This window comes from Chitinophaga sp. CCNWYY40 (assembly GCF_037483205.1).
GTDB classification, from domain to species: Bacteria; Bacteroidota; Bacteroidia; order Chitinophagales; family Chitinophagaceae; genus Chitinophaga; species Chitinophaga ginsengisegetis.
In genome coordinates, this window is record NZ_JBBHLF010000002.1 from 997,354 (window position 1) to 1,020,924 (window position 23,571).

Annotated in this window: 16 protein-coding genes; 5 read left to right on the forward strand and 11 right to left on the reverse strand. The window is 48.0% G+C overall.

Annotated elements, in window-relative coordinates; translation table 11 throughout:
• The first annotated feature begins 161 nt into the window (after nt 1-161).
• A complete protein-coding gene (locus tag V7S65_RS09820) occupies nt 162-2,609 on the forward strand; it encodes an outer membrane beta-barrel family protein (RefSeq protein WP_336388389.1) in 2,448 nt (815 codons plus the stop codon).
• A 19-nt stretch (nt 2,610-2,628) separates the two neighbouring features.
• A complete protein-coding gene (locus tag V7S65_RS09825; protein ID WP_168771369.1) occupies nt 2,629-3,120 on the forward strand; it encodes a MarR family transcriptional regulator in 492 nt (163 codons plus the stop codon).
• 5 nt (nt 3,121-3,125) lie between these two features.
• Here the strand turns inward: V7S65_RS09825 and V7S65_RS09830 are convergent, their stop codons facing one another.
• On the reverse strand, nt 3,126-3,785 hold the full coding sequence (locus V7S65_RS09830) for a sigma-70 family RNA polymerase sigma factor (protein ID WP_336388388.1): 660 nt from the start codon (nt 3,783-3,785) through the stop codon (nt 3,126-3,128).
• A gap of 143 nt (nt 3,786-3,928) precedes the next feature.
• Between V7S65_RS09830 and V7S65_RS09835 the strand changes: the two genes are divergently transcribed.
• Together V7S65_RS09835 and V7S65_RS09840 are read left to right on the forward strand one after the other, a co-directional pair.
• A complete protein-coding gene (locus V7S65_RS09835; protein ID WP_111578352.1) occupies nt 3,929-4,258 on the forward strand; it encodes a hypothetical protein in 330 nt (109 codons plus the stop codon).
• A gap of 66 nt (nt 4,259-4,324) precedes the next feature.
• Entirely contained in the window at nt 4,325-5,596 is a 1,272-nt protein-coding gene (locus V7S65_RS09840) for a Na+/H+ antiporter (RefSeq protein ID WP_079472137.1), read from the forward strand.
• Nucleotides 5,597-5,776: 180 nt separating this feature from the next.
• Here the strand turns inward: V7S65_RS09840 and V7S65_RS09845 are convergent, their stop codons facing one another.
• Nucleotides 5,777-8,575: a family 78 glycoside hydrolase catalytic domain gene (locus tag V7S65_RS09845; RefSeq protein WP_336388387.1), complete on the reverse strand. Its 2,799-nt coding sequence runs from the start codon at nt 8,573-8,575 to the stop codon at nt 5,777-5,779.
• A 145-nt stretch (nt 8,576-8,720) separates the two neighbouring features.
• Between V7S65_RS09845 and V7S65_RS09850 the strand changes: the two genes are divergently transcribed.
• Nucleotides 8,721-9,680, forward strand: coding sequence for a hypothetical protein (locus tag V7S65_RS09850; protein WP_336388386.1), 960 nt, complete (start codon nt 8,721-8,723; stop codon nt 9,678-9,680).
• 10 nt (nt 9,681-9,690) lie between these two features.
• On the opposite strand, the gene V7S65_RS09855 is transcribed toward V7S65_RS09850, so the two are convergent.
• The 9 genes from V7S65_RS09855 to V7S65_RS09895 form a co-directional block, all read right to left on the reverse strand.
• Nucleotides 9,691-10,374 carry a GNAT family N-acetyltransferase gene (locus tag V7S65_RS09855; RefSeq protein WP_336388385.1) on the reverse strand — a complete coding sequence of 228 codons (684 nt, stop codon included), beginning with the start codon at nt 10,372-10,374 and terminating at the stop codon, nt 9,691-9,693.
• A 147-nt stretch (nt 10,375-10,521) separates the two neighbouring features.
• The gene (locus tag V7S65_RS09860; protein WP_227024552.1) at nt 10,522-11,325 is read right to left on the reverse strand and encodes a 3-keto-disaccharide hydrolase; all 804 of its coding nucleotides are present in this window, start codon (nt 11,323-11,325) and stop codon (nt 10,522-10,524) included.
• Between the two features lie 23 nt (nt 11,326-11,348).
• Nucleotides 11,349-13,058: an arylsulfatase gene (locus V7S65_RS09865; RefSeq protein ID WP_336388384.1), complete on the reverse strand. Its 1,710-nt coding sequence runs from the start codon at nt 13,056-13,058 to the stop codon at nt 11,349-11,351.
• A 172-nt stretch (nt 13,059-13,230) separates the two neighbouring features.
• On the reverse strand, nt 13,231-14,697 hold the full coding sequence (locus tag V7S65_RS09870; protein ID WP_336388383.1) for a hypothetical protein: 1,467 nt from the start codon (nt 14,695-14,697) through the stop codon (nt 13,231-13,233).
• A gap of 74 nt (nt 14,698-14,771) precedes the next feature.
• A complete protein-coding gene (locus V7S65_RS09875; RefSeq protein WP_133256192.1) occupies nt 14,772-15,530 on the reverse strand; it encodes a hypothetical protein in 759 nt (252 codons plus the stop codon).
• Nucleotides 15,531-15,639: 109 nt separating this feature from the next.
• Nucleotides 15,640-17,097 (reverse strand): hypothetical protein, encoded by a 1,458-nt coding sequence (locus V7S65_RS09880; protein WP_336388382.1) that lies wholly within the window; start codon nt 17,095-17,097, stop codon nt 15,640-15,642.
• A 96-nt stretch (nt 17,098-17,193) separates the two neighbouring features.
• Entirely contained in the window at nt 17,194-20,352 is a 3,159-nt protein-coding gene (locus V7S65_RS09885; protein ID WP_336388381.1) for a TonB-dependent receptor domain-containing protein, read from the reverse strand.
• Between the two features lie 175 nt (nt 20,353-20,527).
• Complete coding sequence (locus tag V7S65_RS09890) at nt 20,528-21,496, reverse strand: FecR family protein (RefSeq protein ID WP_079472143.1); 969 nt, start codon at nt 21,494-21,496, stop codon at nt 20,528-20,530.
• Between the two features lie 129 nt (nt 21,497-21,625).
• Nucleotides 21,626-23,479, reverse strand: a complete 1,854-nt coding sequence (locus V7S65_RS09895; RefSeq protein ID WP_336388380.1) for a sigma-70 family RNA polymerase sigma factor — start codon at nt 23,477-23,479, stop codon at nt 21,626-21,628.
• Nucleotides 23,480-23,571: the final 92 nt, after the last annotated feature.

The following is a 23,571-nucleotide window of genomic DNA, read 5'->3' on the forward strand; positions in this document are numbered from 1 at the left end:
TATGAACGGCTGATAGGATCTATCAGCCGTTTGTATCTTTACCGTTCATCATCTTCTAAAACATCCGGTAAGTACATACCTATATTTCCTGTAATAACACTCCCGTTATAGCATATAAATTGCGCTAATCATCTACATTAGCAGGAAATAAACCCCTACAGATGAAAAAGAAAACGGTCTTTTTTATTGCCCTGATAATTTCCGTCACCACTTACATAAATGCCTGCTTTTCGCAGGTGAAAGCCCAGGGTTTTAACATCAGCGGCCAGCTTCGTGCCGATGACCCTGCGTTGCTGAAAGACGTGGTGATACAATTGCTGAACGCCACGGATAAGAAGATGGTAAAGATTGAATACGCCGACAGCACCGGCAGGTTTACCTTTGAGCAAATACCCGCGGGCAGTTATGTGATTGCTACACAGAGTATGATTTTCGGGAGATATGAATCCGCCCCGTTCCGGCATGAAAAAAACACCACGGCCGGTACTATCGCGTTGCAGGTGAAGTCCACCGCTTTAAAAGAAACATCAGTAACAGCGGTGAAGCCCTTTATCCAGCAGCAATACGACAAAACCGTACTGAATGTGGAAGGTTCCATTTCCGCCGCCGGCAGCACGGCGCTGGAAGTACTGGAAAAGGCGCCTGGCATTACCATTGACCAGAACGATAATATTGCCATGCGTGGCAGACAGGGCGTGCTGATTATGATAGATGGCAAACAGGTGCCCATGTCGGGGCAGGACCTGGCCAATATGCTGCGGAATATGTCGGCCAGCCAGATTGAAACGATCGACCTGATCACCAACCCTTCTGCCAAATACGATGCCGCCGGCAACGCCGGTATTATCGACATCCGGCTGAAGAAAGGAAAGAAATCCGGCACCAACGGGAATGCGTCTCTCAGCCTGAGCCAGGGCAGGTATCCCAAAGTAAATCCATCTTTCAACTTCAACAGCAAACACCAACACCTCAATATTTTTGGTTCTTATAATTATACCTACCGGGAAGAACTGAATGATCTTACCATTTACCGGCAGTTTTATGATGAAAACAATGCCTATACCGGCGGCAACAACTACCAGAACTTTTTCAAGTTCCGGAACAACAATCACAATGTGCGTTTGGGAGCTGATTACAACATCGGTAAAAATGTGGTAGTGGGTTTTGCTGCCAATGGCATGTTCAATGCCAGTAACATTACTACTCATAGTGTAGCCCAATCTGTTGATGCGCACCAGGCAAATACGGGTTCCTTTATTACACTGGGTGATAACTATCCCGGCAGGAACAACCGGAGTATCAACCTGAATTACAAACACACGCTGGATACCAGCGGGCGGGAACTCACCGCCGACCTGGACTACGCCCGTTTTTCATCTTCCGAAAAACAAAATTATATTACCCGCTACTACGATATCCGGCAGGTGGAAAGCAAAACACCGTATGCGCTTTTTGGTGACTTAAACGGCGAACTGAGTATCCGCTCTGTGAAAATGGATTACACGCAGCCCCTGAAAGTGATTGGCGCCAAACTGGATGCAGGCGTTAAAAGCAGCTGGGTGAAATCGGATAATGACGTGCAGTTTTTTGACAGAAGCAATGGCGGCAATGTTTTAGACAAAGGCAAAAGCAACCGTTTTATTTATAAAGAAAACATCAATGCGGCCTATGTAAATGCCTCAAAAAAATGGAAGCATTTAAGCGTGCAGCTGGGCCTCCGGGTGGAAAATACACGGGCCGACGGATTCCAGGTAACCAATGCGGAAACGTTTAACCGGAACTACACCCAGCTGTTTCCCAGCGGCTATGCAGGCTATGAATTCAACGCCACACACGACCTCGGGCTTTCGGTGAGCCGCAGAATTGACCGGCCCTCCTACCGCGAGCTGAATCCTTTTAAAGTATTCCTGGACCCGCTGACTTCTTCCACCGGAAATCCTTTCCTGTTGCCGGAACTCACCAACTCGTTTGAAGTAACGCATACCTTCCGGCAGCAGTACACCACTAAATTAGGGTATAGCCGTACCCGTGATAACATCCTTACCGTATTATCACCGGATGAAGCACCGGGTGCAGTGATCCAAACCGGCAGGAACCTGGCGAAGTACGATTATTATAATCTCAGCTTTGGCTTCCCTGTAAATATCCGCAAATGGCTGAGCAGCACTAATACCGCGTTGGTGTATTACGGCCGCTACAGCGGCAACCTGGTGAATACGGATCTTAACGTGAGCAGGGTGTCTTTCAATTTCAATTCGGTGAACACCATCACTTTAAATCCGGTGACCACCATTGAAGTAGCGGGCAGTTATGAAAGCCGGTCGTACTACGGCTTCCTGGACATAGGCAGTTTCTGGTTTGTGAATGCCGGTGCACAACGGCAGCTATGGAACCGGAAGGCATCTGTAAAACTGAACATAGCCGATATTTTCTTTACCAATCAAACCAATGCAGTGACCCGGCTTACCGGCTATGGCGAAACATTTAAGCAGAAAAGGGATACGCGTGTAGCCACGCTCACCTTCAATTATAAATTTGGCGGGAATGGCGCCGGTAACATCAAAAGGAAGACCGGCGGCGCCGAAGAGGAAAAGCGCAGGGCAGGATAAAAATTTATACATTTATTGCATGAACTTAGTTACCGAACTGGAAGAACTGGCCCTGGCCACCCGTTTAAAACGGCTGGCAGAACGCTTGTCGCAGGACGTGAGCCAGATATACAAAGAATCGGATCTGGACTTTGAAGCAAAATGGTACCTGATCCTGGAATTGCTGAGCCGTGAAAAAGTGATGGCTATTACGGAGATCTCTTCTTCGTTGCAGCTGAGTCATGCTGCAGTAGTACAGTTTGCGGAGCAGATGCAGGCGCATGGTCTTATTAAAACAGCGCCCGATGCCAAAGATGCGCGGAGACGGCTTATTTCCCTGACGCTTGCCGGTAAGCAAATGCATAAAAAGATCGGTCCTGTTTTGCAGGTGATCAAAGAAGAAAACCGGAAATGGCTGGCCGAAGCCAGCGCAGACCTTTTGCAGCTTTTATCGGAGCTGGAGAAATCGCTCGATGAAAGAAGTATGTATAAGCGTATTAAGGTGAGCCTGGTAGAGCAATCTGCCAGGTGAGCCGGTTATCTGATACCCAGTTTATCCAATACATGGTTAACCACTCTGTCGCAGCGGATAAGATGGAATGGAAATACGAGGTCGTTTTTATAGTAATCGGAGATCTTGCCGCGCAGCATGAGCCGCGCCCTGACATACCGGACCTTTACATTTACCGTGGAAATATTCAAGGCAGCAGCGGTAGCTGCCACGTTTAAACCTTCCACTTCCCGCATTACAAATACCAGGCGGTACTTTTCGGGAATCTGCAGCAGGGCCAGTTCCATTACCCTTCCCAACTCCTTATCGATAACTTTTGCCACGGGCGACTCTTTTATACCAGCAGCATTTGCCGGGTGATGATCATCTAATACAGATATATCCTCACTGCCTGACCGGCTTTTCTTTTTGAGCAACTGACTGCATTCATTAATCATGATCCGTGTAAGCCAGGTGCCGAAAGCCGATTCCTTTCTAAACTTATCGAGGTTATGATAGGCATTGATATAGGTGTTCTGCATCATATCCTCCACATCCATATCGTTGTCCAGCATCGTCATTCCTATGCGGAACAGGCGGGCGTTATGACGGCGCATCAGCTGTTCATACAGCCGCTCTTCCCCGGCCAGTACTTTAGTGATTAACTCGTTGTCAATTTCAATGTCGGTTTGCGGCAGTGTGGTCATTCTTCTTTTATTAGATGATTAATCGGTGGAGAAGTTACAAAAAACTTTTATGGGATTTTGTAACCATTTGAATTTTTTATACTCTAATTACTATAGGGCCTGTTAACGGCCCCTATTTTCAATATAACCCAATCGTGTAGCGCATGGCTATGAAACCAGATAACATTTTTCATCTTCCCGGCATAAAAATGCCGGAGCTAACCCATCAGAAAATCCAGGAGCTGAAGAAAACGGCGAAAGGAAAACTGATCACCGGTACCTCTATTACGGCGTTTCCGGCATTGTTAAAATCAATGGAAGCTGCGCTACAGGAGCAACTGGCGCAATACGATCATATCAAACAAACCAATGGAGAGAACGCCAAACGGAAAATGCTGCTCCTGGAAATGCTGGACGATCATCTTTACCTCGAATTTGCCTATCACATTATGTTTATCAAATGGCGGGAACAACAAATCAGTAAAGCATCCTGATACCGGCATCTGTGACGTATGTTGCTAATCTCATTAAAACTATACATTTGCAACCAAACAAATGTTATGGAGAATTACAGCATCGTCATTTTTATACTGGCCATTATGATTGTGCTGTCTGCGGTGGCAGACAAGATAAAGTTACCCTACCCGGTGCTGCTGATTTCTGCGGGAATAGGCATTGGATTTATTCCTGCCCTGCCAAATATTACGCTGAACCCTGATATTGTGTTCCTGATATTTCTCCCGCCATTGCTGTATGACGCTGCGTTTAACATCTCCCCACAGGAATTTAAAACCCACTTCAACACCATTGGCACGCTGGCTATTGGCCTGGTATTTTTAACAGCGGGGGCTGTAGCGGTGATTGCGCATTATCTTATTCCCGGTATGAGCTGGCCGCTGGCTTTTGTGCTGGGCGCTATCCTGTCGGCCACAGATGCCGTGGCGGCCATGAGCATTACCAAAGGACTGGGACTTTCACATAAAACCATCACCATCCTTGAAGGGGAAAGCCTGATCAATGATGCTTCCGCACTGGTAACCTATCGCTTTGCCATTGCGGCCGCCACAGGTACCGCCTTTGTATTCTGGAAGGCTACGCTGGAATTTTTTATACTGATGGCGGGCGGCGTACTGGCGGGCATAGTAGTGGGCAGGATACTGGCCGTGATCCTGAAAAGGGTGCATAAAAACGACCTGGTTACCATCAGCTTTATGCTGCTCATGCCTTTTGTTACCTACCTGCTGGCAGAAGAGCTGCATGTATCCGGCGTGATTGCCGTAGTGGTGCTGGGGCTGGTGATTGCAAGGATCAGCGGGAAGGTTTTCCCGGAGAAGTTAAAGCAGCAGTCCAGGTCTATCTGGGATATTATCATCTTCCTGCTGAACGGGCTTATCTTTATTATCATCGGGCTGCAATTTCCCTATATCATAAAAAGTATCCCCAGTCACCAGATCCTGCCTTATATCGGCTATGGGTTTATTATTACAGTAGCCGCGCTGTTGTTACGTATGGGCAGGGTATTTCTCCAACAGATCAATTTAGACCAGGCTTTCAAAAAGGGTAAGGGCCGGATCACTGAAAACGCCCTGCTGGATTTCAAGAACAGCCTGATCATCAGCTGGTCCGGTATGCGGGGCATTGTGTCGCTGGCTATTGCCATCGGCCTGCCATTGACGCTGAAAGACGATGCGCCGTTCCCGGAGCGGAATGCAATTATATTTATTTCCGTGGTGGTGGTGCTGTTTACCCTTATCGGGCAGGGCATTTCTTTACCCTGGATTGTAAAAGCTGTAAAACTCTCCCCGGCAGATAATAAGAAGCCGCAGCACTGATTGATTACTTCGCGGATGCGTCGGGCATGCTTCGGACATGGGTACCTCATGGACTATCCATACTGTTCGCATGCACTCCTCATGCACTCCTCATGCACTCCTCATGCACTATTGATGCACTATCCATGCACTATCCATGCACTACCAATACTGCTGCGCCCGCTAATACTTCCATTTTTTTTATCCGGGAGATGACATACTGCGCAGGGTATAATTGCCTGCAGGCAGTTCAAACAGCGTATAGCCATTCCTGGTTCCTTTCTTTTTCATATGCCCGCTGCTTTCTTTTACCTGTGCGCCTTCCGCCTCCGGGAGTTCCACGGTTGCCGTACAATTGGGCGGAACGGTTACCTGCAGGGTAATGCCGCCGGCAGTGCGTTGCCACGCCGTTTTGATTTCGCCTGCGGAAGAGGCAAAGGAGGCATGCGCCCAGCTCAGTTGGGAAGCCGTTAACAGCGGCGGGCGGATCACAAAATGGCGGAAACCTTTCCCTGACTGTGGATCGCGGCGTATGCCGGCTACCCCGTTAATATACCATGCGCCCGGGTAAAGATAGGAACTGTGCAGGAGTGAATGACCGGGCAAATCTTTCTCCCACATTTCCCAGATAGTGGTGGCCCCGTTGGCTTTCATGTAACCCCAGCCGGGATAGGTGGTTTGCGAGGTCATGCTGTAAATAAGATCATCGCGGCCTTCATCACGCAGGAGTTTGAACAGGAGCGCGCCACCGGTAATGCCTACATGAATATGGCCTTTGCGGTTGATGAGGATCTCTGTTTCAAGTCTTTTCATTACAGCAGCCCGCTGTGCCGGTGGTGGCACTTCTGCCAGCAAGGCTGCGGCCAGGTTGGCCATAGAGCTGTCGGAATAACTGTGATCAGCGGCATTGTAAAACTTTTTGTTGATAGCGTTACTGGCCTCCGCAGCCTGTTGTTCCCATTGCACGGCGGCAGTATTTTTACCCAATACCCGCGCAATTTTTGCGGCGGTGCGGAGGTTAAATACGCGGTAACAGTTATTGAGGCAAACCGTTTGTGGTTTATCGTTATTCATGCCTTCGGCGGTAGCGCCCGGCCAGAGCCAGTCGCCCAGGAAGTCCCAGGGGCCGCCAAACCTCATGAGCAGGTGATCTTTCGTTTGTGTATCCAAAAAAGCCAGCCAGTTTTTTATCATCTCAAAATTCTTTTCCAGCACCCTTCTATCGCCCTCCTGCTGGTACAGGAACCAGGGCAGCGATACGCAGATGCCACCCCAGGAAGGGCCACCGCCGCCCATAAAGGTGGGCGCCGTATGTGGCAGGATGCCTTTATGCAAATACCGGCCACTCATCAATCCTTTGTGTGCCCAGGCGGTATCATACATGTTGCCTACAATGGATTCGGTTCCCTGTACATCGCGCCAGTCTTCCATCCATTTGGTATAAAAGGCGCCGAGGTGGTAGTTGAACATGCCCGTTTCGCAGGTAGCGTGCGCATCACCGCCATAGCCGAGGCGTTCGCGCTGCGGGCAATCCACTACATACCCACCGAGTGACAGGTTTTCGTAAGTCCAGCGTACCCGGTCGTAGATCCAGTTCTGTAACGAATCGGAGCAGGCGAAGGTAGTAGCGGGTTCATAGGCCGTGCGTACCAGCCAGCCGCGGATATCGTCCGGGGAGGGTTTGTATTTCAGTCCGCGGATCGTAATCCACCGGCCGGAGCTGTAATTAAAATGATTGCGGAATTCGCCATGTCCTTCTTTGCCGATGATAAAGGCGCTGTGCAGTCCAAAGGTCATATCCATCTGTTCTCTTTCGGAGAACTGAAAATCGATCCGGTCGCCGGGTTGTCCTTTTACGCGGATGGCGGTCCAGCCGGCGAAGTTCACGCCCATGTCTACACGAAAACTCCCATCCGGGCGGGCTACAACCGCCACGGGTGTTATTTCGTTCATCACTTTATTGGGCTCCGTCATTTGTGCCGACAGCAGCAAACGGGGATGGTATTCCGTGGCTGCGCGCCAGGTGCTTTCATCTGCCTGGATGGTGTTCCAGTTGTCTATCTCTTTACTGGCATCCCACAACTCGCCGCCCATGCGGTTGGAGTCCCATACGCCGAGGAGTTTATTGGGACTGGGATGTGTGAGCCAGGTGCGGTCTGTTTTAAGGAGCACAGCAGGTGTTGCCGCATCTTTATTATAAATGGCTGCCTGTGCTATCACGATAGGCGTTTGTGGCTTGCCTGGTGCAATATAGGGCCCGAAGATAGACCAGGAGGTACCGAGCCAGAGGGTGATCACATTTTTACCGGGATGCAGTGCGGCGGCAATATCGTAGGTCACATAGCGCGCCCTTTTCACATGATTGGTAACTGCCGGGGCCATCACGCCGTCGCCTATCTTTTTTCCATTCACATACAATTCATGAAATCCTACAGAGGCAATAAAGATATTGGCTTTCTGTGGTTGTTCCTTGAGGTCAAATGTTTTCCGCAGCCAGGGATCAGCAATATTGCAATCACGCTGCCGGGGATCAAAAATCTCATCTGAACCTATCCACGTAGCTTTCCAGCTGCCGGGTTGCAGCAAACCGGTAGTCCAAATAGCGGTGGAACTCCAGTCTGACACACGCCCCTTCTCGTCCTTTACGCTAACTTTCCAGTAGTACCGCTGATCCTCCCGCAGGGGCCTGCCTTTGTATTCGATATGCTGCATATCGTCTGTAGTTACCCACCCCGTGGACCATACCGTGCCTTTATTGCTTTCCAGCTCCTTTGCCGTGGATGCCACCAGGATACGGTATGCCGTTTGTCTTTGTCCATAGGCATTGGAATCGGTGGCCTGCAATGTCCAGCCCAGGCGAGGTTGCAGCTCATCGATGCCAAGAGGATTGACCAGGTACTCACAACGGAGATTCACGGGCAGTACGGACGACTGCCCCCTGGCGCAGATTGCGGTGGTGCATAATATCAGCAACAGCAAAAGGGGAAACCTGTTTTTCATAACGGATAAACGACGCTTTTTACGCGGGTGAACTTAAAGTTAAAAATTTGTCCGGGCAACCTGTACTATCCTGCAGCTGATAACTGCCGGGAGAATTGTATCTTTATACAAGACTTCTTTCTACTTACTCCTAAAGGATGCGTGAATGAAAAAATCACTGCTGCTGTTCTACTGCCTTATTTTATGGATCCTTCCCGCTATTGCCCGCCAGGAGCCGCCAGATACGGTTAAAACCGGCATATACATTACCAGCATCCATGATATCGACTTCAAACAAAGTGAGTTTACCGTGAACCTCTGGTTGTGGCTCACCTATAAAAATAAACAATTCGATTTTGTACAGAACCTGGAAATCCCGCAGGCCAAAACTTTTACGAAGTCCTACTCCACCATCGACTCCTCCAATGGCCGGATTTATTTGCTGATGAAACTGCAATGCGTGATGAAAGACTCCTGGAGGATCAACAACTTTCCCTTCGACCGGCAGCGGTTGCGGTTTTCTATTGAGAACTCCCAGTTCGATTCCAAATCACTGGTATTTTCGGTGGATTCGCTGGGTAAACATTTCGATCCCCGCTTTACACTGAGAGGATGGACTATCGACAGCTTCCGGATAAACACCGGTATAAAAGCCTATGAAACTGCCTTTGGCGACAATAGCATTCCCAGTCCGCATACAGAATACAGTAATTTTACCGTGAGAATAGGGATCAGCAGAGATGCCACCCAGTTGTTCTGGAAGATGTTTCTCGGTATGTACGTTTCTTTCCTGATTGCGTATATCTGTTTTTATATACACCCCGACAATATTGATTCCCGGTTTGGACTGGGCGTTGGGTCACTGTTTGCAGCCATTGGTAACAAATACATTATTGATTCTTCCCTCCCCGACTCCACCACTTTTACACTGGTGGATACACTGCATGGCATCACCCTGTTCTTTATTTTTGTGGTGATCACTTCGTCTGCATGGTCGTTGCAGCTCATTAAAGCGGATAAATTCAGGCAGAGCCGCCGGCTGGATATCGGGTTATCGATAGTGGTGCTGCTGGTGTATGTGCTGCTGAATATTTACTTTATTACGCAGGCGGTGTACGGGAAGTAGCTCCATCTCCCTACTTCTTCACCCGGTAAAAACTGATATTCTTTCTCTGCTCAAAGCCCATGTGCTCATACAAACGCACAGCCCGTTCATTGGTCCGGGTTACATGTAAAAAGGAGGTAATGCCCGCACCGGCGTGCTGATAACATAACTGTGTAATCAGCTTTTGCGCGTATCCGCGACCCGTATGCTCCGGGTGCGTGCAAATAGCGCTTAATTCTGTAAACCCGGTTAGCTGCATCCGCTCGCCGGCCATAGCGATGAGTTGACCGTTGTGCCGGATGCCATAATAATTGCCCATCAGGCGGGTACCGTGATTGAAAAAGCCGGGCTGGATGCTATTGATCAGTTCATACATATCGCCGGCGTCTTCCGGTCCCAGCAGGGAAACCATTGCCGCGTCTTCTTCTGATAAAGGTGGGGGCATAGTTCTCCGCACCATCTGGGCGCAGGGCAGTTCATTTTCTACGGTCCAGCTACCTGGTAATACAGGCAATTCGCCGATGATATAGAATGTTTCCCCGGCATCGATCAGCGTATCCAGTGCAGCGGTGCTGTCGTTGTTCGTTTGCCTGGCGGCAATAAAGGGCGCAATTTCCCGGCGGTATCTTTTAGCCTGGTCTGTTCCTTGTGCAAAGTGTGCATGCTCACTGGTTAACGCACCCCAGGCGGGGTTGTCTAAAACGGTTTCCTTCATGGGGCTAAATTATGTATTTATCAGAAGAAATTACCGGAGGGGGATATTTTTTGATGGGTGCTAACGTGAACGGATATATTTTTCAGGAAGTATCCCCTATAAAAAGGCGGTTCCCTTTGGAGGAAACCGCCTTTCTTTTTATACCTGTTAGTGTTCCAGGTTTAATATTTCTATTCTTCTGAAATCAACGGGTTGACCTTCGCTTTGCAGGGCAATAAAGCCTTTTGAAAGCAGCTTACCATCTACTTTAATGGTAGAGTCGTAGTTCTTTACCACGCCGCCGCCAATCTGCGGTTTGGAATACTGTAATACGGTGTCGCCGTTAATGATATGTGTGATCAGGGAATCTCCCAGCACAATCAGTTCTCCCCTCACCCACTGTTCGCCATCATATGTTTTGGAGGTAGATTCGATACAATGTGTTTCGTCCAGTTTTCCTTTGTATACCACATTGGTGCCAGGGGAACACATGTTACCCGTGGGTCGTGGCTTTCCATCTCCCAAACCAGCCAGCAGCTGCATTTCCACGGAGATGGGCCAATCCTGTTCTTTCGGCATGGTACGCGGGTCCTGGGAGTGAAACATCACGCCGCTGTTCAGCAGGGTATATTCCGGTGCGGAGGGATACCATTTTCCCACAAACCGGTATTCAAATTTGAGATGATAATGCGAGAAGGGTTGTTTGTAATAGAGATGCCCGAACTGGTCATTAAAATCGCCGTACTGGTCGTAGCGTATTTTGATGATACTGTCTTCCACCCGGAAAGTATTCCCGAAGTTCTCTCCTGTTTCGTGGTGATGGATTTTCACGATCCAGTCGTTGATATCTTTTCCATTAAACAGGGACACCCATTCGGGTTTCTTATCCTGTTTTTTTGCTTCATTGCAGGAAATACTGCCCACCAGCAGTGCCATCATCAGCAGTTTACGTAACGTAAGGGTTTTGTTCATATAAATAATCAGAGGTTTTATTTTCATTTCTCTTTTTTCCGGCTGCCTGATTTTGGAAATACCTGGTGTGTTTGCGCCCATTGGTACCAAAGGGTTTGCAGCTGTTGTACCTTTTCGGGGTATTGTGCAGCCAGGTTATTCGTTTCTGTTTTATCGGCAGCAAGATTAAATAATTGCCAGGTGGTATCATTACTGGGCGATACCACTTTCCAGTTGCCGGAGCGTGCATAACGGGCGCCGAAGTGTTCATTGAACAGCTGATCGTGCCCGGTTGTTTTTTTACTTTTGAAAGATGGCAACAGGCTGATACCTGTGGTGGCCGGGATCTTATGACCGTGGTATATTTGCGGGTATTGCGCGTGCGCCAGTTCTGTAAACGTGGCCATAAAGTCCATAACATGCCCGGCATGATCGCTGAAGCCACCTTTGTTGGTGGTGATTCCTTTGGGCCAGTAAGCAATCAATGGGGTATGGATACCGCCTTCATATGATTCTGCTTTCCAGTATTGATAAGGTGTATTGGCTACGTTGGCCCATGTTTGCCCGATAGATGCGTACGTGGTTTGCGGGCCGGGCATTGCCTGTTTTTTGGTGGCATAGATGATCTTACGGCCATCGCGGGTTTCATCGGGCCGGTCGAAGCCGGGGCCATAGTTAGCGCAATTTTCCGGGCTGGCGCCATTATCAGACAGGAACAGGATGAGGGTATTATCCAGCTGCCCGGTTACTTTCAATGCATCGATCATGCGACCAATGCCCTGATCCATCCGGTCGATCATGGCGGCATGCACCGCCATTGCCATCGCATCCCAGGCGGTGTCCGGGTTTTGCGCCCAGGTTTGGTTTTGTTTCCAGCGTTGAGGCAGCGGCGTAGTGGCCGGATCAATCAATCCCATTTTCACCAGTTTATTATACCGGGCGTTGCGGATGGCTTCCCAACCGGCTTTGTAGGTGTCCTTATACTTCGCAATGTCTTCCGGTAATGCCATCAGCGGCCAGTGTGGTGCGTTGTGGGCCACATACAGGAAGAAAGGCTTTTTTGTTTCCGCGTAGCCTTTGATATAGGCTACGGCTGTATCGTTGATAGCATCCGTGTGATAATAGTGATCCGGCACATTTGTGATGGGTGTGGTTCCCCTGACCAGGCTGAAGGGATCAAAGAAATCCACTACCCCCCAGATGGTGCCGAAAAACTTATCAAAGCCCCTGCTGGTGGGATATTGCGCTATAGGGGAAAAGTCGCCGAATGCTTGATGATGGTTGAGCCAGGCCATTTGTTCCGCGGCGGTCTTTTGCCCGTTTGTATTGGATACATGCCATTTGCCGGACATGGCTGTTTGATAACCTGCTGTTTTTAATACTTCCGCGAGGGTTACGGCGTTATCCGAGATATGACCCAGGTACCCCGGTTCATCTTCTGCGTCGGTCATTTTCCCGATACCTGCCTGCTGGTTGTATAACCCGGTGAGCAGGGAAGCGCGGGTGGGACAGCAACGGGAAGTATTATAAAACTGCGTATACCTGATACCGTTAGCCGACAGAAAATCGAGGTTGGGTGTATGTATTTCGCCGCCATAGCAGCCTGCATCGGAGAAGCCCATGTCGTCCGCAAGGATCACAACTATATTGGGCCGCGTGTCTTTAAGCGGCGGTTTGCTTTTCTTAAACCCTGTGAGCAGCAGGCTGCTTAACAGGAATGGAACAATATAAACTGATTTTGGTTTTACATTCATGGGTTCGCACCGTTTTATTACTTCCACCTCTGCGGCTATACCGGATTGCCGTTAAAATAAAATAAAACGGACAGAAAAGTAAATAAACTGTATGATTGGGAGGGATTTATTTGCAGGGAGGAAAAAAAAAAGCCCGGCGGAGGGCGCCAGGCGATGGGGTTTACAATTGGAACTAATATGCGAAAACAGTCCATCCGCTGGCCCAGTTGTTAGCAGCAATACCATCAAATGCGCCTCTATAAGTGGTACCGGTTAAGCCTGCCGGCAAACCTGTAGTTAAGCCGCCTGTTAAAGCGGGAGAGGCAATAGGTGGAGTTCCTGTTCGGGGCAGATAGAAGCCGGTAATACTTCTGTTGAACGGATTCACCAGTTTAATGGAATCATTTGGATTAGCAGAGACATACCCTTTGTTGTTATCAACTGCATCAGGATACGGTTTCGTTACGCCAAAAGGATACACAGGGCTACTGGCAAATGGGATATTGAAAGCATGGATCATGTTATTCTTCATTTTTGAAATACCATCTCTATATCCCTGTTGGGTAGTTTGATCCACCGCGGTGCCACCTGATGGAACGCTGTTGTCCAACAAAATACCACCTTTAAAACCGAGGAATATGGAGTTGTACATTTCAAACCTGCTGCTTCTTCTCCACTGCGCAGCAACGCCATATTGACCGATTCCAGAAGGAGGGAAAATAGTTTTGATGGCCGCTGCATTGTTAGGTAATCCAATGACAGTGAGGTTGGCAATCAGAGGCTTAGTAATTGGCAAACGTGGCTGACCAGTGCTATTGTTGTCTGATTCGATACCATTAGAGGCACTCCGGTCTGCGCGGCCTGTATCTGCCACCACTAGTGCATATTGAATGCGGCCCCGGTAGCCATTATCAAAGGCCAGGCCATCATCCAATGGGTTAACAATTACCAGGTGTTTTGCATCAACAGTACCACCAAAAAATTGGATACCATCATCCAACGCTTTGTATACTTCTACGTAATCGATGGTAGTTCCACTCCCGACACCAGCCAGAGTAAGACCATTGATTTCATTGTCCGGTGCTAGTTCAAAGCCAGCATATTCGATACGCACGTACTTCAATATGCCGGAATTGTCGGAATCATCGTAACCGCCATATAAAGGATTCAATAAAGGAATTCCACCAATGCCCTCAACCCTGGTAGTATCGCCATTGTTGGTAGTTGCTCTTCCAAGTATGATGATACCGGATGTTTGACCAGGAGCCGGAGATGCGCTACTAGTAGTAAATAAAATGGGAGATGTGACTGTACCAATGGCTTCAATTTTGCCGCCACGTGCGACTACCAGACCTCCACCCGGAGTAACACCTGGAGTACCTGGAATCCCTTTTATAACAGTACCTGCATCGATCTGGATTACATCAAGCTCATCGACATATACCAGTCCGCTTAGGAGGTAGGTACCTCCTGTGAGGTGAATGGTATCACGGATCGTTTTTCCGGTGCCTAAGATACCGCTCAAGGTGGCTCCATTTATGGGTACAATCTGTGTGGCGCTTACCGGACGGTTCTCTTGCTGTGCGTTTTTCTTGCAGGATGTGGTGAACGCACCAACAGCCAGGATTACAATAACAATATAGTGATTAAACCTGTGCATCAAATAATGGATTTAAACCGGATGATTGGGAATATTTCATAAAAAAGCCTGGCGGAGGGCCAGGCGATGGGGTATTACAACTGGAATGCAATTGATGCATCAGGTAGATTATAAATTTTTGAGCCACTATCATAAATAAGGGACTTAATAGCAATACCATTAATTAACCCGTTTGCTGCACTACTGGTAGCATCATCATTTATGAAAAGATAGGCACCATTAGCGGGGCCGTAATCTGCGTTATATTCTCCATAACCATCCATACCACTAACAGCGTCGCGGACAACACCAACATACAAATTCCTGGTTCCATCAGCGCTATAAGCGGGCAACACAAATTTCTCCGACATGGCGCCCAGGGCAATATTTTTTATGGTAGTAACGGAATCAGCTGGATTAGCCGTGTAGTCTTTACTGTTATTGCGATAGATAGTAACATTTATTTTCCCGGAGCCAAATCCGGTATAATTATTAACAAGGATGAAAGCGATACTATCGCTGGATGGGCGGTCAAAATCACCCGGGTTTACAAAGCGGTTAAATCCCAGCGTAGGATCATAAGCATAACTAAGTGACACTCTATCTGTTTTAACCGTTACAGTAGTATCAACCAATGCCTCAGCAGCACCTGCTTTATGGATACTGATATTTAACTGCTCCTTTTGTTTCAGTACTACGTTAAAAAATCTTCTGTTTGTTGTTTGTGTTTGTGCCAGTTTCCCATCTATATATAAGTCAAGCGTGTCACCGGTTTGGATCACAAAGGGAATATAAACTTCCACAAATTTCTCGCCTTCAAGCACAGTTCCTTTTTTACAGGATAACAGTTGCATACCCAATAATATGCACAACAAAAACATTACAGTAGAATACCTCATTTTATAAAACGTTGATTAAAAGTGGCTGATCTGTAAAACAGACCAGCCACGCCATAAAGAATAATTAGTAAGCAAAGACAGTCCATCCGCTGGCCCAGTTGTTGGTGCCATCAAATGCGCCTCTGTAGGTAGTACCGGTTAAACCTGCAGGTAAACCAGTAGTTAAACCACCGGTTAAAGCAGGAGATGCAACGGTAGGAGCACCTGTTCTAGGCATGTAGAAGCCAGCAATACCTCTGTTGAACGGATTCACCAGTTTGAGGGAAGCGTTCGGATCAGCAGCTACATATGAAGTGTTGTTGTCAACGCCATCAGGGTACGGTTTAGTACCGGCATATGCAGGGCTGCTGGTAAATGCCAGGTTGAAAGCATGTACCATGTTGTTTTTGATGATTGAAGTACCATCGCTATATCTCTGCTGGGTAGTCTGGTCTGCTGCAGTACCACCGGCTGGAACGGTGTTGTCCAGCAGAATACCATTGTTAAAGCCGAGGAATACAGAGTTGTACACTTCAAAGCGGCTGCTTCTTCTCCACTGTGCTGCTACACCGTATTTACCGGTACCAGAAGGCGCGAAAGTGGTTTTAGTAGCCAGGGCCTGGTTAGGCAGGCCAATGATAGTCAGGTTGGCGATCAGTGGTTTAGTAACCGGCAAAAGTGGCTGACCAAATTTGTTGTTGTCTGATTCAATACCATTAGAGGCACTCTTATCTGCGCGGGTAGAATCTTCTACTACCAGTGCGTACTGAATGCGGCCACGGTAACCGTTGTCAAAATCCAGACCATCGTCCAGCGGGTTAACAACTACCAGGTGTTTTGCATCTACAGTACCGCCAAAGAATTCGATACCATCATCAGCAGCTTTGTACACTTCTACGAAGTCGATTTCAGTTCCGCTACCAACGCCGGCCAGGGTAAGACCGTTGATTTCGTTGTCTGTTGCCAGTTCAAAACCTGCGTACTCGATACGAACATATTTCAGTTTACCTGAATTGTCTGTATCAACAGCACCACCGTAGTAAGGAGTCAATGGAGGAATACCACCAATACCTTCCACTTTGGAAGTATCGCCGTTGTTGGTAGTAGCTCTTCCGAGGATGATAATACCGGAAGTTTGACCGGCAGCAGGAGATGCGCTGTTGGTAGTAAACACAATCGGAGAAGTAGCAGTACCAACGGCTTCAATTTTTCCACCGCGGGAAACTACCAGACCACCGCCTGGGTTAACACCAGGAGTACCTGGAATTCCTTTAATAACAGAACCGGCATCGATCTGGATTACATCGAGGGTATCGATGTATACCAGTCCGCTCAGCAGGTAAGTACCACCTGTGAGGTGAATGGTATCACGGATAGTTTTTCCGGTACCTAAGATACCACTGAGCGTGGCACCATTTGCGGGCACAATCTGGGTAGCGCTCACAGGACGGTTAGCCTGTTGTGCGTCTTTTTTGCAAGATGCTGTGAACACGCTGGCAGCCAGGATAGTTGCAGCTGCGGCGTAGAGGTTAAACCTGGTCATCAAAAAAAGGATTTAAATTAGAAAATAATAACAATGATTGAAACTGTATATACCGGTATGAATACATGCTGGTTGAATTATAATTCCTGCCTGTTGTTAAAAACTATATCCTAACGTGAAACTGTAAGTCCTGCCTGGTTTTGCCTGATAAAACAAGATGTCTTTGTCTTCCTGATACAACATATCCTTCACGGGGTGTTTTTTCCCGTCTCCTATATCACCGTCTCCTGCATTTTTATATATGATAGAATAGCTGTTGAGCAGATTACCGACATTGGCGCGGAATAACATTTTATCTTTCAGCAGGTGAAAGGCAATTTGTCCATCAAGCGCTTCTACCGGGCGTTCATACAGCGACATATAGGAATTCTCATTAGGCATAAACAGGCGGTTACTCACATAATTATACAGGAGGCTAACAGATACGAATTTCACATCGTAATACACGCCACCATTGATCATGTAGTTGCTGGCGCCTTGTTGTGGCCTGTCTTCCCAATCCCCGATATCCTGTTTCAGCACCATCTTTTTCGATCCCGCCGGTTCTTCCACATAGGTAGGATTAATGGCTTTCCGTACCCGTGAAAACAGCCTCGTTCCATTGCCGTACAAGGTGAGATTACGGATCACCGGTACATCAATAAAGGACAACGATTTCCTGATTTCCATCTCCACTCCCCGGTTCTCCGCCTGGTGATTATTAAGCAGGGTGAATTCATTAACAGCATTAGCCTGGTAAATCTCCATCGGGTTGTCTATTTTCTTGTAGAAAAGTGACAGGGATAAAATCTCACCGGGACCGGGATAATATTCATACCGGAAATCCAGGTGTTTTAATTTGCTGGATACGATAGGTCTTGTACTGTTATATTCTCCTCCCAGTTCAAAATCATATTCGCTGAAGAAGGATAGTTCGCGCAGATCCGGCCGGATAATGCTCTGGGCGTATGTTGCGCGGAAGTTCATTTTAGGCGTAAGGCTATACGTCAGACTGGCAGAAGGAAACAGGTTCCAGTTCTTTTCCCTGTTATAAAGGGAGCTGAGATCATACGCCTCATGGTCTGTAATTTCACCGATACTTTTTTCCAGCACCTCATTAATGCGGTTGATGTCGTAATATTCTGCCCGCACACCCCATACCAGCCGGAGCTTACCTGCCAGTTTATGATCAAACATACCATAAGCAGCATGCAGGGTGGCATTGCGTTGGAAATTATCGGAGAAGTCGTCAAAGGCAAACGTGTAACCTTCGTGAGCAGGATTAAAGAAATAATCCATCGGCTGTGGAATCTTGGAATCATATCCCCCAGTGCCGGCGCGGGCTACGTAAAAGGAGCGGTCTTTATACCAGCCGGCATATCCTGCTTTAAAAGTATTAGTAACTGCCGCATTCCCGATATTAAAGCGGAAGGGCACTACGGTATTCACATCCCAGTTCAGATCCGATTCATAAGCACGTGTCCACCAACGCATGGCGCCATCAATACCGCGGGATTGCGGAGGACCTACCATCATAATTGGAGAAGTTGTAAGGCTGTCGTCCGGAGCTGGTGAACGCAGGTAATGGTTATCCGGCCGTTGCCTGTCGAGATGCACATAAGTACCGGACCATTGCACTTTAATCCCTTTACCACCAACTGCATGTTCTCCTTTCAATTGTGTTTGCCACAATTTTGTCCATTGCACATTATCATAAAAGCCAATCGTTGGCGCAGGTACTCCAATACCACTACCATCTACCCCTTTTCCCATAAGGAGTTGCTGGTCCAGCGTATTTAAATAAAGGCTTTGCAGGCTTATTTTATGTTTACCGGCGCTATAGCCTATTCCTGCCAGAAAGCCGGTGTTTGTAGAAAACCCATATTGCTTGCCTTTAAAAAGAACAGAATCTTTCTTAGTTACCAGGCTGGGAGCATATATGTAACCGTCCTTCTCTCCCATCCTTATATCCTGTGTTTGTAAGGTATTGCGATAGCTGGCACTGGCTATCAAACCCAGCTGCCGGCCTTTACCAAGATTGAGCACATGCCCCCATGACAACTGGTAGTTTTGCGAAGGGTGTGCATTCTTCTGGTATACTTTCCAGTTATTGGAAATAGAAGCCGGATCTTTTAATACATGCCCCGTACCTGTACTGCCCGGATTGGTATTAGCCAGGATATCATCCAGGTTTTTCCAGTTCAGTTTTCCAAAGAGATCACGGTGAGAAGAAGGTTTGCCAAGATACTCGCTGCCGCCTATTTCCAGGCTGTTGAATGCTTTGCCGGTAGTATTATCATTGATACTGCCGCCAATGGAAATGGTGAAAAAGTTTTCAGTAGGAATGGCTTTTGTTTCCACGTTCACCAGTCCGCCGCCAAACTCCGCGCTCATATCCGGTGTAATGGTTTTATATACGGTGATGTTATCGATGATATTGGAAGGGATAATATCGTAACTGAAGTTCTTCCTGTTCAGTTCTGTGCTGGGCATGATCTGGCCATTGAGCATAGCAGCGTTGTAACGTTCGCTCATACCACGCACCACTACATATTTGTTGTCTACTGTGGTTACACCGCTGATGCGTTTCAGCACCTCTCCCACATTTTTATCAGGTGTGCGGGCAATCTGTTCTGCACTGATGCCATCGGATAAGCCGGCGGCATTTTTCTGTTTATTATAGAGGGCGGAAATTGTTTCCCGCTTTGCCGCGGCGCTTACTGTTACTCCTTTGAGGTTGGATGATGAGGTAGCCAGCATTACATCTTTCAATGTTACCTTACCCGCTTTTACCACCACATTATTAAAGCTGGACTGGGAGAAGGCCAGGTGGCTGAAACGTACGTTATACGTACCTTCCGGCAGCTGGATACTATAAGTGCCATCTACACGGGAAGTAGTAACGTGATTGTTATCTCCCGCAAAAATAGTTACGCCGGGTATGGATTCATTCTGGTCATTAAAGATCTTTCCCTGCAAAGTGCCTGTCAGCGCCTTACTGGCTACCGCAGCTTTACGGTCTTCATTGCGGATAGCGATGATATTGTCTTTCACCTCTACGTCGAGCGGAAGTTGCTGATCCAGTAGTTGTAATAATCCGGATAAGGAAAGCGTGCCTTTGGGAATATTGATGCTTAAAGATTCCACCTGGGCGGGATCATACAGGTACCTGTAGTTTCCCTGCTGCTGCAATGATTTCAGGATTTCCTTCACCGGTTGTTTTCCGGCAGGCAGTTTTACCGTTTCCGATAATCCCTGGTATTGCTGGGCGTGCAAAAGTGAACTGTTGAGTAGTGAAACAAAACACATCATTAAGCATAATCTGCGTACAAATGGCATCATTGATCGTATAGCTTTTATATTGTTTTTAAAAACGCCCCATGTGGGCAATGGTATAGCCGCACAGCAGTTCCGGCTGCTGACAGATTAAAAAATATGAACGGGTATGTAATTAGTTTTTAGTGATTGTGCATCCTTCCGGTGTATATTTCACCTGTAGTTTGTGAACGAAGGTGATGGCTGATATAATTGTTTTGAAATCGTCTGACGTATTAAACATCCCTGAAATGCGCTGCTGACCTGCATCTCCTGTTGCAATCACCTTTTCACCATACTGCCAGGATAATCTTCTGCATACCTCTTTCAACGTAGCATTGTTAAAATAGATTTTGTCTTTCATCCAGCCGGTAGCATTAAAAACGGCGCTGTCGGTGATGGCTTCCTGCATATTATTTCCTTCAAAATTCACAGCCATTCCCGGTGTGAGTACCTGTGTATCGTTGCTGTCGGCCGATGCCACTGCTACTTTTCCTTCCAGTAAGCTGATACAGATAGCCGTGTCCTGACGGGTAAACGCGCTGATGTTAAAAGCGGTTCCCAGCGCGGTAGTAGTTACATGCGCCGTGTGCACGCGGAAAGGCAGACTGCTGTTTTGCGCTACTTCAAAATAAGCTTCTCCAATCAGTTCCACATCTCTTGATACTTCATTATAATTATCGGGATAACGGAGCACGGCATTTTTATTAAGCCATATGCGGGTACCGTCTCCCATTACCACGGATCTGATATCGTTGCCGTGATTATTCAACTCCTTCCACTGCTGGCGGGCGATAGGGTTCACCGGTACTTTCTTTCCGGTTGTTAAAAACAGGAAGTATGCGGCGGCGGAGAGGACCAGCATACCAGTGAATACGGCGGCCCATTTCAGGCCCATGTGGCGTACTTTGGTATGCGATGGCAATTCAATAGCGGGTGGCACTACCTGTATAGTAGGTCCTGCTGCTGCTTCTGCCCATTTACCATGTAAAAACTCATCCAGCAGGGTGTGATCTGCTCCCTGCAGGTACGCTTCAACAGTTATCCGTTCTTCTGCAGAACATTGTTGTTTAAAATAACGATCCAGTAATTGCTTCGTGATCACCTTTTTTATTTTGAATGATGTAACTAAATACCAGGACTATACATACAGTACGTATGGGCATTAAAAAGTGAGTAGGTAAAAAAGCGGACTTCACATTTTGGTAACATTGGAAGGGGTTCACGAAGCCGTTCAGGGGCGGCTGATCAATACGGGATAGGCCATAGCAGGCGATGTAGCGGCATTTTTGGGAGCTTTTAACCCGCTATTGGAAATACGGCCGCCGGCAACGCCTATCAGTTCCAGCGCCTTGGCGGTGAGGGGATCGGCGGTGCTGCCCAGTGGCTGCAGGGGTAACGAGGCCAGTTCATCTACCTGGTAGGCCGGTACAATACCGGTGCTGTAACCACCCGCTCCTGCTGCGTTCTGTAACTTATAGGTAATGGGCATCAGCACCCAGGGGATACGTTTAGGATTACGGCCATCTGCAATGGTGATCATGCCTTCATCTTTACCCAGGGTAGTGCTGCCTATCTGTATGATATTCGTATAGGGTTTGAGGTTATTGACGATCATTTCTGCAGCGGAAGCAGTGTGTGTTCCTGTTAGTATATATATCTTACTTAATTGCAGCTGGAAAGGCTTTACCTGGTCAAAGGCAACCGGCGTACCGCTTTCCGGGAGCGCCATTGTTTGGGCAAAGGTCATGGTGCGGTTTCCCAACCGGCTGTTGCCGGCGTATTTGGCAAAGATACTTTCTGCATTAATATTGTTCCCGATCAGCGCGGTGAGTATGGCGGCCATAGCCGTGCTTCCACCCGGGCTGTAGCGCAGATCCAGCACCAGCTGTTTTACGCCCTGCTGTTTATAGCTGCTGAATGTTTGCAATAAGGCGGCGCTTTGTGTATCGTCGAAGTAATTGAAGCAGAGGTAGGCAGTTTTGGGCGTGGTGTTATCCAGGATTACCGACTGCTGCACGGCAGGTTCCTGCGTGATGCCACCGGCAGTTACTTTCAGGATCGTGGTTTCGGTGATGGCGCCGTCTGCACTTTGCGTGGCCATTGTGAGGTCGCCTTTTTTATCGGTAACCAGTTTGGCAAGCAGGGAGGCGGCATTGCCGGTATTGAGCAGTGTGCCGTTGATGCGTGTAAAGAGTTGTCCGCGTTTCAGTTCTTTTGAGGCAGCAGGCGATCCGGGTTGCACCAGCTGTACAACGCCCAGTGCGCCGCCCGGCGCTTTGGCATAGCCGATCACCGTAGCTTCCATGCCGTATATGCTGCGTAAGCCAGCGGGATAGGTTGCGGGGACTAAAGGATCGTACATAATGGAGAAGCGGTCCGCCGCATTTTTCAGCTGACCAAACCAGGCGGCTGCCTCCATCGACGGATCGGGAGTTGCCGGCAGGCCATCTTTCCAGTAATAGAAATAGGTCATGCTGTCCAGGATCCAGCGGTTTATTTCCGCAGTAGTAACGGGGCCTGTGGGAGTAGCCGGATCTTTATCCTTACCGCATGCCCACAGCGAGCAGGCGGCGGCAATGATAACAGTGGTATTCCCTATATTTTTACGGATGAGGTGTGTGGCGGTCCTTAAATGGGTACGTACCGTGGTGATAGAGATGTTCAGCATATCAGCAATTTCTTTGTGGGAGTACCCGGAGTCGCGGTATTGGTACACCTTGCGGGGTTTATCCGGCAACGACTGGAGCACATTGCTAAGCCGGTGCCTGAGCTGTTTATAATGCATCCTGCTCTCTGTTTCATCTACGGTTCCCGGGCTGGTATGGTAGATATCTTTATGGGCTAACGCCGATGTGGTGGCCTTCCTGCTTTCATCGATCACTACCCGTTTGGCGATCACAAACAGCAGGGGAAATATGTCTTCAGTATCACTGCTGATCGTATCTATTTTTTCCCATAAGCGGAGGAAACATTGCTGGGTAATGTCTTTAGCACGGTGGCGGTCACCGCAAAGCTTATAAGAAAAGTCATAGACTTTCTGGTAGTTAACATTATACAACCTGATAAAAAATATCTCTGCAGACATGCATCTTAGAATATGGAAACCAAAATAAGCCCCCACTATTAACCCAATGTTAAAACCGGGATTTATTTTTGAAGATATCGCCTGTAAAGGGG